We start from the raw sequence: 19,620 nt of genomic DNA on the forward strand, positions 1-19,620 counted from the left end.
TCACGCCGCGGGTCCTTTCCTCAAGCGTTGCTCAAGGCGAACAAGGCGTGCTTCCAGGCGCTCGCTGCGTTCGCGCAGCTCGTCCACGCCATCGAGAAACGTTTCCACTTCGCCGGGCGCAGCGGCCACTCGGGCTTCGTCGCGTAACCAGTCGGCAGTGTCGGTGGTGAGATGGCTGGCCGTGTCGCGCGCATGGGCGAGGCCGTTGCGCACCGCCTTGGCCAGCGGCACGCCCAGTACGTCGCCAAAGGTACGCGCGAAGGCTTCCTCGAAATCCGGCGCGAACTTGCTGGCGAGTTTCTCCAGGCGGCGCGCAAGGTCGGCGTCGCCGGCGATGTCCACCTTGCCCGGGGCCACGCCTTCGTCATCGCGCTTGACCAGCATCGCGAGCAGGCTGCCCGGCGTGGCGGCGACGCGCAGGTGGTTGTCTTCCTGCGCGGGGCCGACTTTCAGGCGCTCGCCTTCCACCGTGACCGACAGTGCCAGCTCCGGGCCGCGCAGATGCAGTTGCACGCTGCGGCCATCGAGCGCTGACAATCGCGCGACTGTTTCCGGGTCGAGTGAAAGCGTGTGATTGAGCGCAGTTTCCAGCGCGCGACCGGCGAGGGCGCGCAGTGGGCGAGGCAGCAGGGAGCGAGGGGAGGGCGCAGTCATGCCGCGATTGTAGCGGCTAGCGGCGTTTAGCCTCCTCTCCCCGACGGGCGACCTGAAGGTAATCCCAGCGGGACAGAGGATTGAGGTGAGGGTTTGGTGCTTGCGATAAGGCATCTACGAGTCGGGCTTCAATCATGCGCTATCGCAAGATTGACCCCTCACCCCAGCCCTCTCCCCAACGGGGAGAGGGAGTTAAAGCGCCCCAGCAAATCCCAATTGTCGCCAAACCTCATACACCGCCACAGCGACGGTGTTGGAAAGATTGAGGCTGCGGCTGTTGGCGCGCATCGGCAGTCGCAGTCGCTGCGCCTCAGGAATCGCATCGAGCACGTCGCCAGGCAGGCCGGCGGTTTCGCAGCCAAACAACAAGGCATCGCCTTCGGCAAATCGCGCATCGACATGGGCGACGCGTCCGCGCGTGGAGAACGCAAACACACGTGGCTGGCCGATGCCCTCGAGGCAGCTGGCTAGGTCGTCGTGCACGGCCAGCTGCGCATATTCGTGGTAGTCCAGGCCTGCACGGCGCAGGCGGGCATCGTCCAGTTCGAACCCCAAGGGCCGGATCAGGTGCAGCGTGGCGCCGGTGTTGGCGCACAGCCTGATCACATTGCCGGTGTTGGGCGGTATTTCGGGTCGGTAAAGAATGACATGCAGCATCCGGCCATTATCGGGTGTCTTCCCTGGCTCACGAAACGGTGAGCGTCCGTGCTCAACCGTTGGTGCGGGGGCAGACCACGCCGTCGGGCGGCAAGGCGCAGGCGACGGGGGCAGCGATCAGCTGACCGGCGGTGCCGGTGGCGGCGAGACGGACGGCTTCCGGCGAAGCGGTCACCATGGCACCCAGCACGAGTCCACAAACCAGCAGGCAGGCGACGAACAGGCTGCGCAGCATCAAGGCTTCGAATTTCATGATCATATCTCCGATGAATTAGTGGGTAGGTCCTGCACGGTAGATATGGCAAGGCCCGTGCCAACCCTGCATTCACCTTTAAGTGACTGTCGTTATTGGAAATTATCCAGAGCCGAATGCCGCCGTTGGCTGTCCGCGGACAGCGACCGGGCGTAGCCGGACAACCGGACGGACACTAATCCGGGCACCAAATCCCCTGCCATTGGTCATTTGCCAAGGTCCGGAGGCACCGATAGCCTCCGGTCGTTCATTCGCTGAAAATAAACAGGAGTGTCGTCATGGCAAGAAAGCCCCTCGCTCTGCTCGTTGCTGGAGTGCTCAGCATGTCGGCAGGCATTCCCGCCATTGCGGTGCCCCAGGCCGCCGCCGCTGAAGCCACCCAGGCGGTGCCCGATATCGCCTACACCCGTTTCACCCTGCCCAATGGCCTGACTGTTGTGGTGCACGAGGACCACAAGGCACCGGTGGTGGCGGTGAGCATCTGGTATCACGTGGGTTCGGCCGACGAGCCCAAGGGCAAGACGGGCTTTGCGCACTTGTTCGAACACCTGATGTTCTCGGGCTCCGAGAACCACAAGGGCACCTACTTCCAGCCGTTCGAGCTGGCCGGTGCCACCGACATGAACGGCACCACCTGGTTCGACCGCACCAACTATTTCGAGACGGTGCCGACTACCGCGCTGGACATGGCGCTGTGGATGGAGTCGGACCGCATGGGTCATCTGCTCGGTGCCATTGGCCAGAAGGAACTCGACACGCAGCGCGGCGTGGTGCAGAACGAAAAGCGCCAGGGTGAGAACCGTCCGTACGGCCGTGTCGACCAGAACGTCCTGTCCAATACCTATCCCGGTAACCACCCCTATCAGCACGACACCATCGGTTCGATGGCCGACCTCAACGCGGCCTCGCTGGGTGACGTGAAGCAGTGGTTCCACGATTACTACGGCGCCGCCAACACCACGCTCGTGCTGGCCGGCGACATCACGTTGGCGGAAGCCAAGGCCAAGGCCGAGAAATATTTCGGCGACATTCCCGCCGGCCCGCCGGTGCCGCGTCAGCAGACGTGGATTACGCCGCTGAGCAAGTCCACCCGCGGCGTACAGCACGATCACGTGGCGCAGCCGCGCATCTACCGCACCTGGGTGGTGCCGCAGCTGGGTGCCGACGATGCGATCCAGCTCGATCTCGCTTCCACCGTGCTCGGTGGTGGCAAGACGTCGCGCCTCTATCAGCGCCTGGTCTACCAGGACAAGCTGGTCGATGACATCTCGGCCAGCATTTCGCCGTTCGCGCTGGCCAGCCAGTTCCAGATCCAGGCCGACGTGAAGGACGGCGTGGACCCGGCCAAGGTCGAGGCGGTGATCGGCGAGGAGCTGAAGAAATTCCTTGCCGAAGGCCCCACGACGGACGAACTCGAGCGCGCCAAGATCGGCAACCGTGCCAGCTTTGTGCGCGGGCTGGAGAAGGTGGGCGGCTTCGGCGGCAAGGCGGTGATCCTGGCTGAGGGTCAGGTTTATCGCGGTGATCCGGGCGCGTACAAAAAGGATCTTGAGCGCGCCGACGCGGCCACCCAGGCCAGCGTCAAGGCGGCTTCCGACAAGTGGCTCAGCAAGGGCGATTACCTGCTCACCGTGCTGCCGGCTGGCAACGACTTCAATCCGGATACGGAAGACGCGAAGGTTGTCGCGCTCACCCCGGCCGAAGGCCGTCCCGAAGCGAAGCTGCCGGCCAAGCAGACGTACACCGTGGCGAAGGGCCAGGTTGATCGCAGCAACGGTGTGCCCCAGGTCGCGCAGTTCCCGGACCTCAGCTTTCCCCCGCTTGAGCGCGGCAAGCTCAAGAACGGCATCGAGGTGGTGCTGGCGCAGCGCCACACCATTCCGGTGACGCACGTGCAGCTGATGTTCGACGCGGGCTACGCCGCCGACCAAGGTCGCAAGCTCGGCACCGCCAGCTTCACTACCACGCTGATGAACGAGAGCACCAAGGATCTCGACTCGGTGGAAGTGGCCAAGCGCAAGCAGCGGCTCGGTGCGATCACGCGCATCGGTTGCGGGCTTGATGCGTGCTCGGCGTCGCTCAATGCGTTGAACGACCAGCTGCAGCCGTCGCTGGCGCTGTTCGCCGACATCGTGCGTAACCCGGCATTCAAGGCCGAGGACATCGAGCGCGTTCGTGGGCAGTGGCTGGCAGGTATTGCGCAGGAGAAGACGCAGCCCACCGCGCTGGCCCTGCGCACGCTGCCTCCGCTGCTGTACGGCGCCAACCACGCCTATGGCATTCCGTTTACCGGTTCGGGCACGGAAGAAGCGATCAAGGCAATGCAGGCTTCCGATCTCACCACGTTCCAGCGCGACTGGCTGCGGCCGGACAACGTGAAGATCCTGGTGGCGGGCGACACCACGCTGCAGCAGATCATTCCGCAGCTCGATGCCGCCTTCGGTGACTGGAAGGCGCCGTCCAGCGCTGTGCCGAAGAAGAACATCGCCAAGGTGGAGGCGCAGTCCAAGCCGCGCGTGTTTCTGATCGACAAACCGGACGCACCGCAGTCGCTGATCCTCGCCGGCCTGCTTGCACCATCGAGCAAGGCCCCGAACGAGCTGGCCATCGACGTGGCCAACGGCGCATTCGGCGGCAGCTTCACCTCGCGGCTCAATATGAACCTGCGTGAGGACAAGCGTTGGGCCTATGGTGCTTTCAGCTTCATGCGCGATGCGATCGGCCAGCGCCCGTTCCTGATGTACGCGCCGGTGCAGACCGACAAGACGGCCGAATCCGCGCACGAAGTTCTCAAGGAAGCCAACGAGGTGGTCGGCGCACATCCGCTGACCACGCAGGAGGTCAACAAGATCAAGGACTCCAACGTGCGTGGCCTGCCGGGCAGTTTCGAGACCGGTGCCGAAGTGCTGAGCGCGATGAGCGAGATCGTGCAGTACAACCGCCCGGACAACTATGTGCAGACGCTCAAGGCGCGTACCGAGGCGATCGGCCAGCCCGATGCGGAAAGCGCTCTGAAGGAGATCATCAAGCCCAGCGCGCTGACCTGGGTGATCGTGGGTGATCTCAAGAAGATTGAGCAGCCCGTGCGCGCGCTCAAGCTCGGTGAGGTCGAGGTGATCGACGGTGACGGCAAGCAGATGCCGACAAAATAAGTCGTACCCTGCGTGAGGACCTGTTCACGTCCTCGCGCTACGATGGAGGCCGGGTGGGCAACCGCCCGGCCTCTTTATATTCATGCTGCGGAGTTACTCATGCGCAAGACCCTGCTGTTGCTCGTTCCCATCGCGCTGCTCGGCGCCTGCACCTACGGCATCACGCTGGACGATGCCGGGAAGAACGTCCGCACGGCCTGGAGCGGCGACGTGTCCTCCTGTCATGACCTGGGCAAGGTCACCGTATCGGTGATGGATCATGTCGGTCCGATGAACCGGAACGACATCAAGGTGCGCGACGAACTGGAAGTCATGGCGCGCAACGAAGCCGCCAAGATGCACGCCGACACCATCAAGCCACTGGGCGACCCTGCCGATGGCTCACAGCCGTGGGGCGCCTACCAGTGCGGCAGCGCGCAGTTGGCGCCGACCAATCGGCCGGCGGCGAATCCAGCCAAAGCATCAACGGCACCAGGTGCGTTCGAGACGTACCCGGTCAAGGGCGGTTGAGGACTGTCCGGCCTCGATCGCCTTTTGTAGGAGCGCACCCTGTGCGCGACAAACGGGCATGCCGTAGCGGTGAGTTGTAAGGCTGCGGTCGCGCACAGAGTGCGCTCCTACAGGAGCGGCAACCCGGTTTCGCATTGGAAGGCGCCTTCGTGGCGCCTTTTTCACGTCCAGAGGATGACGCTCTTGCGCGCCCTCCGCGGCAAGCATAAAATTTACATGTATATATTACATATATGTACTATTTAGGCGACGCGTCGTGAGCAGCTTCCTTCCCACCGAACAACGACTGGCGATCACCCGCCAGCGGCATCCCGCCTTTCCGCGGGATCCGGCGGTCGTGGTGCGGTTGATCAAACACATCTACAAACGCGTGCATGACGATGCCAACGCCGTACTGCGGCCGTACGGCATCAATCATCCGGAATACAACCTGCTGATGATGTTGTATGGCACCGATGGCTACACGCTGCACCCCACGGAACTGGCCGACGCCGCCGGCGAGAAGTCGGCCAACATCACGCGGCTTACCAATGAGCTGTGCGAAAAAGGCCTTATCGCACGCAATGCCAGCGACGAGGATCGCCGCAAGGTGACACTCACGCTCACCGCGGAGGGGGTGGCCATGATCGAGAGTTTCCTGCCGGACATCTGCGATCTGCTGGAGCGCCAGGTGGGTGACCTGCAACCGCGCGAGATGGCGCAGCTAGAGCGTCTGCTGAAGAAATTCCTCGCGGAGCTGGAGCGCGACTAGCCATGTCGGCGCTGCCTACGGAGCTTGCTTCCAAGCGGACCCTGCCGTGGCTGGGTGGATTCCTGGCGACTGAAGGCCAGGCCTGGATCTTCGTATTCAAATGCATGCTGGCGTTCTACATCGCCGCCTGGCTGACGATGGTGTTTCAGCTGGAGCAGCCATCCACCACCATGATCACGGTATCGATCGTGATGCATCCGCAGAGCGGCATGGTATTGGCCAAGAGCTTTTACCGCGCGATCGGCACCTGTACAGGCAGCTTGTTCGCCCTGCTGTTGATGACGGTGTTTCCACAGCAGCGCGAGCTGTTCCTGTTCTGTCTCTCGCTGTGGGTGGGCCTGTGCGCGGGCGGCGCAGTGCTGTACCGCAACTTCATGTCCTATGGTTTCGTGCTCGCGGGTTACACCGCCGTGATCGTGATATTGCCGGCCATCGATAACCCTTACGCCGTGTTCGATTCGGCCGTGATGCGCGTGAGCGAGGTGATGCTGGGCATGATCGTGGCGGGTCTGGTCAGTGACATGGTGTTGCCAGAGCGCCTGCGCCAGGTGCTGCGGCGTAGAGCGCGGGAACACTACGGGCACTTCATCGAGTTTGCGCGCGGCAGCCTGGGTGGTGTCATCCCACGCGCCGACATGGAGCAGGCGCATCTGCATTTCGTGCGTGCTGCCGTGGAGCTCGAGGACCTGCGTTCCACGGTGATCTTCGAAGACCCGGAAGCTCGCGCGCGCAGCAGCCGCATGCAGTTGCTCAATGTGCGCTACATGGCGGCGGCTACGAGCTTCCAGTCATTGCACCATCTGATCAACCGCCTGGAGCGAACCAACCATCCCCGCACGGCCGGCGCGCTGATAAAACTCTATGCGCCGGTGGGCAAGGCGCTGTCGCCGCCGGCCGATGACCAGCACGTGCCCAGGCTGATGGCCACGCGCCTGGAAGCGTGCGAAGCCGAACTGCCGGCGCTGGCGGCCAAGCTGCAGGAAGAGTTGCGCCAGGATCCGGAACTGCTGCTGGAGTTCGATAGCGGCGCCGCGCTGCTTTATCGCTTCGCAAGGGAATTGCGCGACTTCGCGGCGCTGGAAGCAACGCTGCGCGAGACGCAGGGTACGCTGGGCGGTACGGTGGAGCGGATCAGCTTCAGGCGTGCCAACGAATTCGTCTCGCCGGCCATCGCGGTGATCCGCACGTTCCTCACCATGGCTACGCTAAGCACGTTCTGGCTTGTGACGGCCTGGCCGTCAGGAATCACGGCGATGCTGCTGGCTACCGTCTTCAGCGGGTTGCTCGCGACATCGCCACGACCGATCCCGGCAACGGTAAATATGTCGATCGGCGTCGCCCTGGGCATGCTGGCGGCCTTCATCGTGGTGCTATGGCTGCTGCCCGGCAGCGACGGTTTCCTGATGCTGATGCTCACCAGCGGGCCGCTGCTGATGATCGGCCCCTACCTGACCACACGCAACGCGACATTGCCGGGCATCGGTTCTGGCTACATGCTGGGTTTCGCCACCATTCTGGCGTTGAAGAACCCCATGGTTTACGCGCCGGACCGGCTTTTCAACGATGCCATCGCTTCACTGTTCGGCCTGCTCATGTGCGGCCTGGCATTCATGGTCATTCCCGCCGTGATCGGCACGGAATGGCTGCGCAGGCGTCAACTGCAGCAACTGCGTCGTCAGGTAACCATGGCAGCCACGGCGCCGCTGGAAGGCCTTGTGTATCGATTCGAGAGCGAGAATCGAGACCTGTTCCATCAGATCGTGCAGTTCACCAAGCCTGGCAGCGCCGAGTCGCAGTGCCAGCTCGCATGGGCGCTGGCCGTGCATGACTCGGGCCGCACTGTGATCGAGCTGCGTCAGGACATGCAGCATGCCGATCTCCCGCCCCCGATCATGGAAGCCTTGCAGCGTGCCGTGCAATCGCTAGCTCAGCTCTACGATCAGCCCGACCAGGCGCACTGGCAGGCGGCCGACCGCCATGTTGACCATGCCCTCACGCTGACAAGGCAGACACTGCCGCAGGCGCGCGCCAGCTGCCAGCCGGCGCTGGCGCATCTGCTGCAGCTGCGCACGGCGCTGCGTGACGACGAATCCGCACTCGCGCCTTACATCGTCAAGGCACAGGAGACCCCTCATGCCTCTTGAAATCGCCCTTGGTGACGCGCTGGTTCCCGGGATGCTGCTGATTTACCTGGGCTGCCTGCTGGTGTTGTGGGTGATCGACACCATCGTCGGCCGCTATGGCCTGTATCGCTACGTCTGGCATCCCTCGCTGTTTCGCGTTGCCGTGTTCTTCGTGCTGTTCGGCGCGGCCGGCCTGTTGCTGTATCCCTGAGTGACTTCCATGAAAATCCAGCCACAAGCCTTGCTCCGCTTCGCCATCACCGCCGCCGTCGTCATCGTGGCGCTGCTGCTGGGCCATGCTCTGTGGCGGCACTACATGTACTCGCCGTGGACGCGCGATGGCCGCGTGCGCGCGGAAGTGATCCGCATCGCTCCAGATGTTTCGGGTCTGGTAACCAAGGTGGCAGTGATCGACAACCAGGAAGTGAAGAAGGGCGATGTGCTGTTCGAGATCGATCCGGAACGCTTCCACATCGCCCTGCAGCAGGCCGACGCCAACCTCACGGCAGCCAAGGCCAGCGCGCGTGCCGCGGGCGCGAACATCGACGCCGTACTGGCGAGTGCCGCCGCGCGCAAGGCCGAGTTCGACATGCGCCAGGATCAGGCCAAGCGTCGCGAGCAGTTGGCCGATGTGGTGCCGAAGGAAGAGCGCACTGATGCCAAGTCCGCCGCCAATACCGCCATGGCCATATGGCAACAGGCGCAGGCGAGCGGCCATCAGGCCAGTGCGGCGCGCGAGCAGGCCGAGGCGGCGGTGGTGCAGGCACAGGTCGCGGTGGATCGCGCCAAGCTCGACCTGGAGCGCACCGAGGTGCGCTCGCCGGTGGACGGCTATGTCACCAATCTCGATGTGCGCGTGGGCGATTACGCCGCCACCGGCAGCCCGCGGCTGGCGCTGATCGACCGCCACAGCTACTACATCTACGGCTACTTCGAAGAAACCAAGCTGCCGCACTTGCGCGTGGGCGATCCGGTGGACATTCGCCTGATGAGTGGCGGCGTTCATCTCAAAGGCCACATCACCGGTGTCGCGCGTGGCATCACCGACCGCGACAACCCCACCGGCCGCGACCTGCTGGCTGACGTCAACCCCACCTTCAACTGGGTACGGCTGGCGCAGCGCGTGCCGGTGCGCATCACCATCGACGAAGCCAGCGTGCCCAAGGATGTCGTGCTGGCTGCCGGCATGACCGCCAGCATCGACGTGCAGCAGCGCCGGGCGCTGGACAAGGACCGCGAATAACGCGGACTTTTCCACGTGGGGGGCGCGCTTGATTAACATGGCGCCCCATGAACCGTCCGTTGCCCTCGCCGCGTGGCCTAGCCCGCAGATTGCTGTCATTGCGCCGCCATCGCGAGCTGGATCTGTCCGGCTATGCGAATTTTGCGGTGCCCGCCGCGGCGATAACCACCCTCGACGGCCCGGCAACCTTCCGCGAAACGCTGCTGGCGCACATTGCGCAGGCACAACACCGCATCGTGCTGGTAGCGCTGTACCTGCAGGACGATGACGCCGGCCGCGAGGTGCTCGATGCGCTCTACGCCGCGCACATGGCGCGGCCGACACTCGTGGTGGAGGTCTACGTCGACTGGCATCGCGCGCGGCGTGGTTTGATCGGCAAGGGTGGCAGCGAAGGCAATGCAGCGATGTACCGTGAATATGCGCAGCGTCTCGGCGAGGGCGTGGTGATCCGCGGCGTGCCGGTGCAGACGCGCGAGTTGTTCGGCGTGCTGCATCTGAAAGGCTTCATCATCGACGACGCGGTGCTCTATAGCGGCGCCAGCCTCAACGACGTCTACCTGGCCAAGCACGGGCGCTACCGTCTGGATCGCTACCATCTGATCCGTCATCGCGCGCTGGCCGACAGCATGGCCGGCTTCGTACGCCGCGAGTTCGGGGGCAGCGATGCGGTGTCGCGCTTGGACCGCCTGCCGCTGCCACGGCCGCGTGAGCTGCAGGAACCGATCCGACGCCTGCGCCAGTCGTTGCAGCAGGCGCAGTACGAAGGCGCCAACGAGCCCCTGGGCGAAGGCGAAGTGGCGGTGATTCCGCTGGTGGGATTTGGCCGCAGCGACAACGCGCTCAACGAAACTTTGCTCGCTCTGCTGCGCGGCGCCCGTCAGCGTGTGATCCTGCTTACGCCTTATTTCAACCTGCCACGGCCAGTACGCGCGGCGATTGGCCAGCTGCTGCGCCGTGGCTGTCGCCTGGACGTCATGGTGGGCGACAAGGTGGCGAACGATTTCTACATCCCGCCCGATCAGCCGTTCAACCGCATCGGCATGCTGCCGTACCTCTACGAAAGCAATTTGCGCCGTTTCGCGCGGTCGCATCAGGCGGCCATCGACAGCGGCCAGCTCAACCTGTGGTTGTGGCGTGACGGCGACAACAGCTATCACTTGAAGGGGCTGTTGGTGGACGAAGATGTGGCCGTGCTCACCGGCAACAATCTGAACCCGCGCGCGTGGGCGCTAGATCTGGAGAACGGTCTGCTGTTGCGTGATCCGTCGCACCGGCTGCTTGCGCAGCATGAGGCCGAGTGGGAGGCCTTGCGCCAGCACGCCACGCGACTAAGTCAGTACCGCGAGCTGCCGGGTGCGCGCAGTTATCCGCCAGAGGTGCGTCGCATGTTGCGTCGACTGCGGCGTGTGCGACTCGACCGGCTGATCGGGCGCCTGCTGTAACGAAACACTATAGGAGCACACCCTGCGCGCGCTATGCCCATCCCCCAAGGGGATCCAGCGCTGCGGGAACGACGTGACTCTGCGGTCGCGCACAGGGTGCGCTCCTGCGGCAAAAGGTGAGGCGTACTCAGCCCGCCAGTCGCTCCAGGCGCATGGTTAGCCAGCGCGATACATCCGGCCATTCACTGGCGATCACGCTGAAGCACACCGTATCGCGCAGCGTGCCATCGGGGCGGCGCTTGTGGGCGCGCAACACGCCGTCGCGATGCGCGCCAAGGCGTTCAATGGCGCGTTGCGAATCGAGGTTGCGATGGTCCGTGTGGAACTCCACCGCCACGCAACCGAGTGTTTCGAAGGCATGCCTGAACAGCAGGCGCTTGCAGGCTGTATTGATGTGGCTCTTCTGCCATCGTTTCGCGTACCAGGTGTAGCCGATGGCGATGCGCGGCAGTTCTGGCACGAAATCGTAATAGCGGGTGGTGCCGACGATCTCGCCGGTGCTTTTTTCGCGCACGATGAATGGCAGCATCAGTCCGCTGGTCTGGCCTTCCAGCGCCTTGGCGATATAGGCGGCCGCTTCTCCCGGGGCTGGTGCGCTGGTGAACCACAGCTTCCACAACTCGCCATCGGCAGCGGCCGATTCCAGCGCAGGCGCGTGGTGTGCTGTCAACGGTTCGAGCGCGACGTAGTCGTCTTCCAAACGAAGCGGGGCGAGCGAGGGCATGGGGACTCCAGCGAGTCGCGGGCAGTGAAAGGGAGGGCGATGACGCGGCATTTAAGCAGCCTGCCGCGGCGGCAACAATCGGTGGGCGCGGTGTCGCATCCCGGGTTTTGGTGAGCCGCGTGGCGCTTTATCGCTCAGGGGACCTCGCCAGAAAGGTCATCCGCACGCTTTCGGCTTGCGCCGTAGCTATGCCCTGAATCGCGCTTTGTCAGGCGTCCAGATCGGGGATCAGCCTGCTTTCCAGGCGCGCGATATGGTCCTTCAGCAGCAGCTTGCGCTTCTTCAGTCGGGTGATTTGCAGCTCGTCACGGCTGAGCGTGGTGGCGAGGTGTTCGATGGCGACGTCGAGATCGCGGTGCTCGACGCGCAGTTCAGCCAGTAGATGGGCGATCTCGGCTTGGTCCTGGACCTGCATGACGACGACGGCGACTGGGAAGGAAGACCTCCAGTGTACCGCCGCCGGACCCGGGGCGGTCAGATCGCTACAATGGGAGGCCGACCCGTACGATCCCGACCATGTCCACCCAGCCTGACGTCATCCGCAAGCAGCACCACGAGGCCGCCAGACTGGCCAAGCGCCTGCGCCATCAGGTGGGCCAGGCCGTTGCCGACTTCAACATGATCGAGGACGGCGACAAGGTGATGGTGTGCCTGTCCGGCGGCAAGGATTCCTACACGCTGCTGGACGTGCTGCTCTCGCTGCAGGCCAAGGCCCCCGTGCGCTTCGAGCTGATCGCGGTGAACCTGGACCAGAAGCAGCCAGGCTTTCCCGAGCACGTGCTGCCGGAATACCTCACCGCGCGCGGCGTGCCGTTCCGCATCATCGAGCAGGACACCTACAGCACGGTCACCCGCGTGATCCCCGAGGGCAAGACCATGTGCAGCCTGTGCTCGCGCCTGCGGCGCGGCGCGCTGTATCAGTGGGCGGCGGACAACGGGGTGACCAAGATCGCGCTGGGCCATCATCGCGACGACATTCTCGGCACGTTTTTTCTCAACCTGTTTTATCAGGCGCAGCTCAAGGCCATGCCGCCCAAGCTGCGCTCGGACGACGGTCGCCACGTCGTGATCCGCCCGCTGGCCTACTGCAAGGAAAGCGATATCGCGGAATACGCCCAGGAGCGTCAGTTCCCCATCATTCCGTGCAACCTGTGCGGCTCGCAGGAAAACCTGCAGCGCAAGGCGGTCAAGCGCATGATGGCGGACTGGGAGAAGACGCAACCCGGGCGCGCCGAGAACATTTTCCGCGCGCTGGGTAGCGTGCAACCCTCCCAGCTCACCGACCGCAAGCTGTTCGACTTCGCCGCGCTGGGCGCGCGCGAAGATGCCCCACGCGCCGAGGCGTGCCAGTGGCTTGCCGGTACGCCGGACGAGTCTTGAACCCCATCACCCACCAGTCGAGTAACGCCGTGTCTCTCTTTGCATCCGTTGAAATGACCCCGGGCGATCCGATCCTGGGACTCACTGAGGCCTATCTGGCCGACACCCGCTCGGGCAAGGTCAATCTGGGCGTGGGCATCTACTACGACGAGCAGGGCCGCATCCCGCTGATGCGCGCCGTGCGCGAGGTGGAGCAGGCGCTGGCACTGGAAGCCAAGCCGCGCGGTTACCTGCCGATCGACGGCCTGGTGGCCTACGACATCGCCACCCAGAAACTGGTGTTCGGCGAGGATTCGCCGCTGCTGGCAGCCGGCCGCGTGACCACCTCGCAAACCATTGGCGGCAGCGGCGCGCTGCGCATCGGTGCCGACCTGTTGAGGAAGGTGCTGCCCAAGGCCAAGGTGGCGATCAGCAGCCCAAGCTGGGAAAACCACCGCGTGGTGTTCACCGCTGCCGGTTTCGAAGTAGTGGATTACGCGTACTACGACGCCGCCACGCACGGTCTGGATTTTGCCGGCATATTGGCCGACCTCGGCAAGCTTGAGCCGGGTACGGTGGTGTTGCTGCATGCCTGCTGCCACAACCCCACCGGCGTGGATCTCAACGCCGAACAGTGGCAGCAAGTGGTGGACCTGGTGAAAGAGCGTGGCCTGATGCCCTTCATCGACATGGCCTACCAGGGCTTCGACGAAGGCATCGACGCCGACGCCATCGCCGTGCGCCTGTTTGCCGCGTCGGGACTGGAATCGTTCGTGGTGGCCAATTCGTACTCCAAGTCGTTCTCGCTGTATGGCGAGCGCGTGGGTGCGCTGTCCGTGGTGGGCAAAGACCGCGACGAGGCGCTGCGCGTGCAGTCGCTGGTCAAGCGCACCATCCGCTCCAATTACTCCAGCCCTGCCACGCACGGTGGCGCGCTGGTGGCCGGCGTGCTCAACAGCACCGAGCTGCGCGCGATGTGGGAGCAGGAGCTGGGCGAGATGCGCGAGCGCATCCACGCGATGCGCGCCGGCATGGTGGAGAAGCTGGCCGCGGCGGGTGCGCCGCAGTACGGCTTCATCCAGCAGCAGGCTGGCATGTTCTCCTACTCGGGCCTGAGCAAGGCCCAGGTGGATCGCCTGCGCGAGGAGTACGCCATCTACGCCATCGGCACCGGCCGCATCTGCGTGGCGGCGTTGAACCGTGTGAACCTGGACACGGTGGTGAACGCGGTCGCCGCGATCAGCCGTTAAGCCTTCAAGCCACCTCACCGTCATCCCCGCAAAAGCGGGGATCCAGTGCCTTTGCGCACCGATAACAACGCTGGATCCCGGCCCGAGCCGGGATGACGGCAAATAAGAACGGATACCAAATGTTTTTCCGCAATCTCACACTGTTCCGCTTTTCCCCCGCCGTTGCCGAAGATCTGAACCGCCTGGACGAGGCGCTGGGCGAACACCGCCTGCGCCCGTGCGGGCCGATGGAAATGGGCACCAAGGGTTTCGTCCCGCCGGTGGGTCGTGGCGAGGAAGCGCTGCTCACCCATGCCGTCAACGCTTGCACCATGGTGACCGTAGGCAGTGAGGACAAGCTGCTGCCAGGTTCGGTGGTGAACGACGAACTTCACCGCCGTGTGCAGAAGATCGCCGAAGAAGAAGGCCGCAAGGTCGGTGGTCGCGAGCGCAAGCGGCTCAAGGAAGACGTGCTTACCGAACTGGTGCCGCGCGCCTTCATCCGCAGCTCGCGCATGAAGGCCTACGTGGACAAGAAGCACGGTTGGCTGGTGCTGGACACCTCCAGCCGCAAGTCGGCCGAGAACACCCTGACCCAGATGCGCGAGGCGCTGGGCAGCTTCCCGGCGGTGCCGCTGGCGCCCGAGGAGGGCCCGCGCGTGCTGATGACCGACTGGCTCGCCAGCGGCAACCTGCCGGCTGGCCTGGCCCTGGGCGATGAGGTCGAGCTGCGTGACGCGGCCTCGGCGACCGGCGCCATTGCCAAGTGCCGCCGCCAGGACCTGGACAGCGAGGAAGTGAAGGAACACCTGCGCAACGGCAAACAGGTGTTTCAGCTCGGTCTCACCTTCGATGAGCGTATGAGCTTCGTGCTGGGCGAGGACCTGATCGTGCGCAAGCTGAAGTTCCTCGACGTGGTCGTTGACGAGCTGGGAGATAGCCACCCGGACGCCGCCGCCGAGGCCGACGCCACCTTTGCCCTGCTTACGCTCGAGGTTGAGCGGCTGCTGGGCAAGCTGGAGGAATGGTTCGGCCTGCCGCGGCCGGCCGAGGCCTGAGGCCGCCCGTCTCCCCCTGGCCGTTCGGCCAGGGGATGGCGGTCACCGGCCCGTCTTGCGAAGCCTGCATGCTCCCCCCACATAGTCTGAGGGACACTTCCGGCCTGGACGCCAGAGCATTAGGGCGGGACATGACGCAGCATCTCGAAGGCGATTGGCTGGAACTGGCCACTGCAAGTGGTAGCACGATACGCGTGCTGAAATCCGCGCATCCGCGCGCGCGCCGCTTGCGCCTCACCGTGACGCCCAAGGGCGCGCGTGTTTCGTATCCGCACGGCACGCATCCCGCTCAGGTCAGTGCTTTCCTTCGCCACCACGCCGATTGGCTGGAGCGCAAACTCGACGAGCTGCATCTCATCGTCAAACCATTGCCGCCATTGCGCCAGGGCACACCCACCGAATTTCCCCTACGCGGCGAAACGGTGCAGCTGGATTGGGCCGAAGGTCCGTATCCACGCGTGGAGGCGAGCGAGGGCGCATTGACGTTGGTGATACCTCGGCCGCATACGCGGGCCTTGCCGGTAGCGCGCGGCCTGCTCGCGTCATTCTTCGAAACGCAGATACGTCGTGATGTGTCGCGCTGGCTCGCTGGCTACGTGCCGATGCTGGGACTCGCGCCCACCGCGTTGCGTGTGCGGCCGATGAAGAGCCTGTGGGGCAGCCTCGATACGCGCGACCGCATCAACCTCGATCTCGCGCTGGCGCTCGCGCCGCCGGCCGCGCTGCGCTACGTGCTCGCGCACGAGCTATGTCACCTCAAGGTGCGTAGCCACGCGCCGCGTTTCTGGGCGCAGGTGGAAGGCCTCTTCCCGGATTGGCGCGAACAGCGCGACTGGCTGCGCTTGAACGGCGCATGGCTGAAGACGGAGCTGGATCGCTTGATCGCCGACGTCGCCGACTGACAGCGGCGACTGTCTTCAGTAGATCAGCCGCACGCTCAACTGTGCCTGCGTATCGTTGTATCGCGTGGGCAGGCCCAGCACGCGCAGCGCCGAGCGCGAGCCTTCGACATGAAGAACTTCACCCGTCAGGCGAAGCCATGCATGCGGTCGCCAGTTCAGTGCGGCGGTGATCGCGTTGCCGCTCTCGCCCTGGCTGGCGTAGACACCGTTGCGATAGTCGCCCGTGCTGAAGTGTTCCAACCGCAGCGCCGGCCGCCATGCGCCGCGATTCCATCCAGCGAGCACGAAGGCGGAGCGAAAGCGCGTCTCCAGGTGGAATCCGGGCGTAGGGTCGATCTCGGTGCTGCCATCCATCGCTTGCACGATCCAGGTCACTGCTCCCGTATCGGTGCGTGCGCCTGCACTCCAGAAATAGGTATGCCAGGCGAATACGTCGGCCGAGCCATCGGAGGAGGTATGGGCGGCCGGGTCGGCGCGGTTGTCGTAGCGCATCAAGGTCAACTGACCATACTCGCTGGAGCGCCATGCGAGGTTGGCGTACCAGCCCCAGCGTCCATCGATTTCCTGGAACGGGTTGTAGCGCGGGCGGTCCGGATCGCCGAAGGCGCGCACGAACGCATCCGGCTCTCGCAGCGTGCTGCCGATGCCGTAGGTGAGGTCGCTCAGCGACCAGCCGCGCACGGCCAGCAGCGTCCCCGTGGGGTCATTGCCCTTGAACAGCGCACCGCCGAATTCGAGCGTCTGCTGGTTGCCGCGCCATTCGAGTTGGCCCTGCGCGCCTTTCGCCCGCAATTCCTCGCCAACCCAGCTATTGATGGCCGATGGCGTGATGGTCCACGGGCTGGTCCAGCCGACGGCGTCGTTCTCCAGCGACACGGGCGGCATGAAGGCGCCGAGCTTGATCGATCCGCGCCAGGCAGTAGTGGACACTGGCCGGTACCGGACATACGCCTCGATGACGTCGAGCGTGTGCCGGTCGGTGGTCTGGTATTGCACGTCCGCAAACGCGAGCAGCGATGGCGTGGCCTGCAGGGCGACAGCCAATGCGCCGCCGCCGAACTGGAATCCGTCGTCGCCGTTGCCGAAGCGTGTCTTGCCGACACCGCCCTGGGTCCAACTCAGCGCATCGGGTGCGGCCACGAGGCGCGCATCCACATAGGCATGAAGCGAGATGTCCTGCGCAGCGGCCACGCGCGATGCCGCCAGGATGATCCATGCCATGGCGACACGGGGCGCGTGCCTCACCCGGTGTGTTCCACGCCGTACCGCGCCACGAAACTGGCGAGGTGTTCCGCTGGCATGGCTGCGGCGATGAAATGACCCTGGGCGTAGTCGCAGCCGATATCGGTGAGATAGGCCAGTGCCGCGGCGTCTTCCACGCCTTCGGCTGTCACGCCGAAACCCAGGCGATGCGCGAGTTCCACGATGGAGCGGACGATCATGCGATCTTCCGTTTCCGTGCCGAGCCGCTGTACGAACATCTTGTCGATCTTCAACTCGTGCACGGGCAGCTTGCGCAGATAGGCAAGCGACGACTCGCCTACGCCAAAATCATCGATGGCGATGCTTAGACCCAGATCGGCCAGCTCGCGCAGGACTTGGATGGCCACGGCGGGCTCGCCGATCACAGCGCTCTCCGTGATTTCCAGTCGCAGCCATTCGGCCTTCACGCGGTGCAGCGCAAGCAGATCCGCGATACGTCGCGGCAGCTCCAGGTCTTGCAGGTCGCGCGCGGAGAGATTCACCGCAAGGCGCAGGTTCAACCCCTGCGCCGACCAGCGTTGCAATTGGGCCACGCCCGTGGCGAGCACCCAACGCGTCACGCGGTGGATGTTGCCGGTTTCCTCGGCCAGCGTGATGAAAGCATCCGGCGGAACGACGCCCAGCCTTGGATGCTGCCAGCGGATCAGTGCTTCGGCGCCGTCGATGACGCCGCTGCGAAGATTGAGTTTGGCCTGGTAATGCAGCGCGACGTCGTTGCGCGCAATGGCATCACGCAGATCGCCCATCAACGAGAGGCGCTCCGGGCGATGCGGATCGTTGGCAGCGTCGTAGAAGGCCACCGCCTCCGGCACGCGCAGCGCGGCCAGCACGGCCACTTCGGCGCGCTGCAGCAGCTCGCTGGCGGTGCCAGCGTGCTCGGGATACTGGGCGATGCCCACCGCCGGCGTCGTATCGACCGATATGTCCGGTTCCTGATAAGGCTTGTTGAGCACTTCCAGCAGTTGCAGGGCGAGCGCAATCACGGTTCCCCGGTCCGCATCCGACAACCAGATCAGGAAGGTGGCATCGGACGCGCGGGCGACAAAGCCGCGGGTTACCGCCTGAATACGCAGCGCGGCATCGCGCATCAGCCGGTCGCCCAGCGCGTGGCCGACGGTCTTGATGATCTCGGGCATGCGCGTCAGGCCCACCATCAGCAGCGCGCCGCTGGCGTGTTCGTGCACGCTTTGCTGGATGAAGACTTCGGCCGCGTTGCGATGGGGTAGCTCAGTGACCGCATCGTGCAGCGCCTGGAAACGGATGCGCTCCTCGCGCTGGCGGATGGCCTGGGTCATGGCGCTGAATGCGTCGGCCAGCTGCCCCAGCTCGTCATTGCGGCCCATGCGCGGCGCAACGCTGTAATCGCCACGTTCGATCCGTCGCACCGACGCAGCCAACGCCTCCACCGGGCGGGAGACGCCGCGTGCGATCAACCAGGCGCCAAGCAGGCCAGCAAGCAAACCAAGCGCCAGCAGGCCAAGCCAGGTCGACAGCACGGAGCGATACGGCCGCAGCGCATCGTCCAGCGAGTAGCCGATCAGTGCCTGCACCGAACGGCTTTCGTGCGGCCGGCTCAAGGCGCGCATCAACAAGAGGTATTCACGCCCGTCGACCATCTCCAGCGTCGGCTTCGCGGTGGGTGTGCGGCCCGCGGCGACCACGCCACCCAGCAGGTTCACGCGTGCCTGGCTGCTGGCGACCACCTCCCATCGTGATGGTGGCGTTTGCGCGATCAGCTGGATATCGGTCGGCAAGGCCGACAGATGCAGCATGCGCGCGAGGAAGGCGTCGTCCATCGGAATGCCCGCCGCCACCAGCGCAACCGGCTGCGGCGCGTAGATCGGCACGACGACCATCCAGTAGGCCTTGCCGTCGAGCGCGACCACGGCGGCCGTGCGATGGCTGAAGGCGCTGTCCAGCAAGTCGGGAAAAGGAAATCGCTGCAGTGTCGGCGCGTTGGCGGCGGTGTCGGCCTGGATGGAGCCGTCCAGGCCGATCATAAGCATGCGCGTTGCTCCAACGCGGCGGCCATGATTGCGCAGCACCGAAAGCACGGTGTCGCGATCGTGCTGCGCAATGGCGGCGCGCAAGGCATAGTCGAGCGCGAGGATCTGCACGCTCTCGGCGACGCGCGTGGAGACATCATCAAGCTGACCGATGAAAGCGTCAGCGGAGACGGTCAGCTGGCGCTCGCCTTCGGCAATCAGCTGGCGACGGGTGATCTGGGTGACGAGCACGGCCGTGATCACCTGTATCGCGACGATGGTCGTCACGACAAACAGGGTCAGCCGCATGCGAAA

Annotated in this window: 18 protein-coding genes; 11 read left to right on the forward strand and 7 right to left on the reverse strand. The window is 64.7% G+C overall.

The window, feature by feature from the left end; genetic code table 11:
* The 3 genes from AC3CBN_RS05670 to AC3CBN_RS05680 form a co-directional block, all read right to left on the reverse strand.
* Nucleotides 1–654 carry a ubiquinone biosynthesis accessory factor UbiJ gene (locus AC3CBN_RS05670; RefSeq protein ID WP_488635845.1) on the reverse strand — a complete coding sequence of 218 codons (654 nt, stop codon included), beginning with the start codon at nucleotides 652–654 and terminating at the stop codon, nucleotides 1–3.
* A 192-nt stretch (nucleotides 655–846) separates the two neighbouring features.
* Nucleotides 847–1,311, reverse strand: a complete 465-nt coding sequence (gene trmL / locus AC3CBN_RS05675) for a tRNA (uridine(34)/cytosine(34)/5-carboxymethylaminomethyluridine(34)-2'-O)-methyltransferase TrmL (protein WP_488635846.1) — start codon at nucleotides 1,309–1,311, stop codon at nucleotides 847–849.
* Between the two features lie 52 nt (nucleotides 1,312–1,363).
* Nucleotides 1,364–1,564 (reverse strand): hypothetical protein, encoded by a 201-nt coding sequence (locus AC3CBN_RS05680; protein ID WP_488635847.1) that lies wholly within the window; start codon nucleotides 1,562–1,564, stop codon nucleotides 1,364–1,366.
* Nucleotides 1,565–1,842: 278 nt separating this feature from the next.
* Between AC3CBN_RS05680 and AC3CBN_RS05685 the strand changes: the two genes are divergently transcribed.
* The 7 genes from AC3CBN_RS05685 to pssA all read left to right on the forward strand — a co-directional run bounded on the left by AC3CBN_RS05685 (nucleotide 1,843) and on the right by pssA (nucleotide 10,785).
* Nucleotides 1,843–4,716, forward strand: coding sequence for a M16 family metallopeptidase (locus AC3CBN_RS05685; RefSeq protein ID WP_488635848.1), 2,874 nt, complete (start codon nucleotides 1,843–1,845; stop codon nucleotides 4,714–4,716).
* Nucleotides 4,717–4,815: 99 nt separating this feature from the next.
* The gene (locus tag AC3CBN_RS05690) at nucleotides 4,816–5,226 is read left to right on the forward strand and encodes a DUF4156 domain-containing protein (protein WP_488635849.1); all 411 of its coding nucleotides are present in this window, start codon (nucleotides 4,816–4,818) and stop codon (nucleotides 5,224–5,226) included.
* 256 nt (nucleotides 5,227–5,482) lie between these two features.
* Entirely contained in the window at nucleotides 5,483–5,977 is a 495-nt protein-coding gene (locus AC3CBN_RS05695) for a MarR family transcriptional regulator (RefSeq protein ID WP_488635850.1), read from the forward strand.
* Nucleotides 5,978–5,979: 2 nt separating this feature from the next.
* Nucleotides 5,980–8,121: an FUSC family protein gene (locus tag AC3CBN_RS05700; protein WP_488635851.1), complete on the forward strand. Its 2,142-nt coding sequence runs from the start codon at nucleotides 5,980–5,982 to the stop codon at nucleotides 8,119–8,121.
* On the forward strand, nucleotides 8,111–8,311 hold the full coding sequence (locus tag AC3CBN_RS05705; RefSeq protein WP_488635852.1) for a DUF1656 domain-containing protein: 201 nt from the start codon (nucleotides 8,111–8,113) through the stop codon (nucleotides 8,309–8,311). Before AC3CBN_RS05700 ends, AC3CBN_RS05705 begins: the two co-directional genes overlap by 11 nt.
* Before the next feature lie 9 nt (nucleotides 8,312–8,320).
* Nucleotides 8,321–9,343: an HlyD family secretion protein gene (locus AC3CBN_RS05710; protein WP_488635853.1), complete on the forward strand. Its 1,023-nt coding sequence runs from the start codon at nucleotides 8,321–8,323 to the stop codon at nucleotides 9,341–9,343.
* Nucleotides 9,344–9,390: 47 nt separating this feature from the next.
* Nucleotides 9,391–10,785 (forward strand): CDP-diacylglycerol--serine O-phosphatidyltransferase, encoded by a 1,395-nt coding sequence (gene pssA, locus AC3CBN_RS05715; RefSeq protein WP_488635854.1) that lies wholly within the window; start codon nucleotides 9,391–9,393, stop codon nucleotides 10,783–10,785.
* A 127-nt stretch (nucleotides 10,786–10,912) separates the two neighbouring features.
* Here the strand turns inward: pssA and AC3CBN_RS05720 are convergent, their stop codons facing one another.
* Together AC3CBN_RS05720 and AC3CBN_RS05725 are read right to left on the reverse strand one after the other, a co-directional pair.
* The gene (locus AC3CBN_RS05720) at nucleotides 10,913–11,509 is read right to left on the reverse strand and encodes a GNAT family N-acetyltransferase (protein ID WP_488635855.1); all 597 of its coding nucleotides are present in this window, start codon (nucleotides 11,507–11,509) and stop codon (nucleotides 10,913–10,915) included.
* Nucleotides 11,510–11,717: 208 nt separating this feature from the next.
* A complete protein-coding gene (locus AC3CBN_RS05725) occupies nucleotides 11,718–11,924 on the reverse strand; it encodes a YdcH family protein (protein WP_488635856.1) in 207 nt (68 codons plus the stop codon).
* 101 nt (nucleotides 11,925–12,025) lie between these two features.
* Between AC3CBN_RS05725 and ttcA the strand changes: the two genes are divergently transcribed.
* The 4 genes from ttcA to AC3CBN_RS05745 all read left to right on the forward strand — a co-directional run bounded on the left by ttcA (nucleotide 12,026) and on the right by AC3CBN_RS05745 (nucleotide 16,057).
* Nucleotides 12,026–12,889 carry a tRNA 2-thiocytidine(32) synthetase TtcA gene (gene ttcA, locus AC3CBN_RS05730; protein WP_488635857.1) on the forward strand — a complete coding sequence of 288 codons (864 nt, stop codon included), beginning with the start codon at nucleotides 12,026–12,028 and terminating at the stop codon, nucleotides 12,887–12,889.
* A 29-nt stretch (nucleotides 12,890–12,918) separates the two neighbouring features.
* The gene (locus tag AC3CBN_RS05735) at nucleotides 12,919–14,118 is read left to right on the forward strand and encodes an amino acid aminotransferase (protein WP_488635858.1); all 1,200 of its coding nucleotides are present in this window, start codon (nucleotides 12,919–12,921) and stop codon (nucleotides 14,116–14,118) included.
* A gap of 119 nt (nucleotides 14,119–14,237) precedes the next feature.
* Nucleotides 14,238–15,155, forward strand: a complete 918-nt coding sequence (locus tag AC3CBN_RS05740) for a recombination-associated protein RdgC (protein WP_488635859.1) — start codon at nucleotides 14,238–14,240, stop codon at nucleotides 15,153–15,155.
* A gap of 131 nt (nucleotides 15,156–15,286) precedes the next feature.
* Nucleotides 15,287–16,057: a M48 family metallopeptidase gene (locus AC3CBN_RS05745; RefSeq protein ID WP_488635860.1), complete on the forward strand. Its 771-nt coding sequence runs from the start codon at nucleotides 15,287–15,289 to the stop codon at nucleotides 16,055–16,057.
* A gap of 15 nt (nucleotides 16,058–16,072) precedes the next feature.
* Here the strand turns inward: AC3CBN_RS05745 and AC3CBN_RS05750 are convergent, their stop codons facing one another.
* A complete protein-coding gene (locus AC3CBN_RS05750; RefSeq protein ID WP_488635861.1) occupies nucleotides 16,073–17,278 on the reverse strand; it encodes a hypothetical protein in 1,206 nt (401 codons plus the stop codon).
* 20 nt (nucleotides 17,279–17,298) lie between these two features.
* Nucleotides 17,299–19,614, reverse strand: a complete 2,316-nt coding sequence (locus AC3CBN_RS05755; RefSeq protein WP_488635862.1) for a bifunctional diguanylate cyclase/phosphodiesterase — start codon at nucleotides 19,612–19,614, stop codon at nucleotides 17,299–17,301.
* Nucleotides 19,615–19,620: the final 6 nt, after the last annotated feature.

The organism is Dyella sp. OK584 (assembly GCF_057787755.1).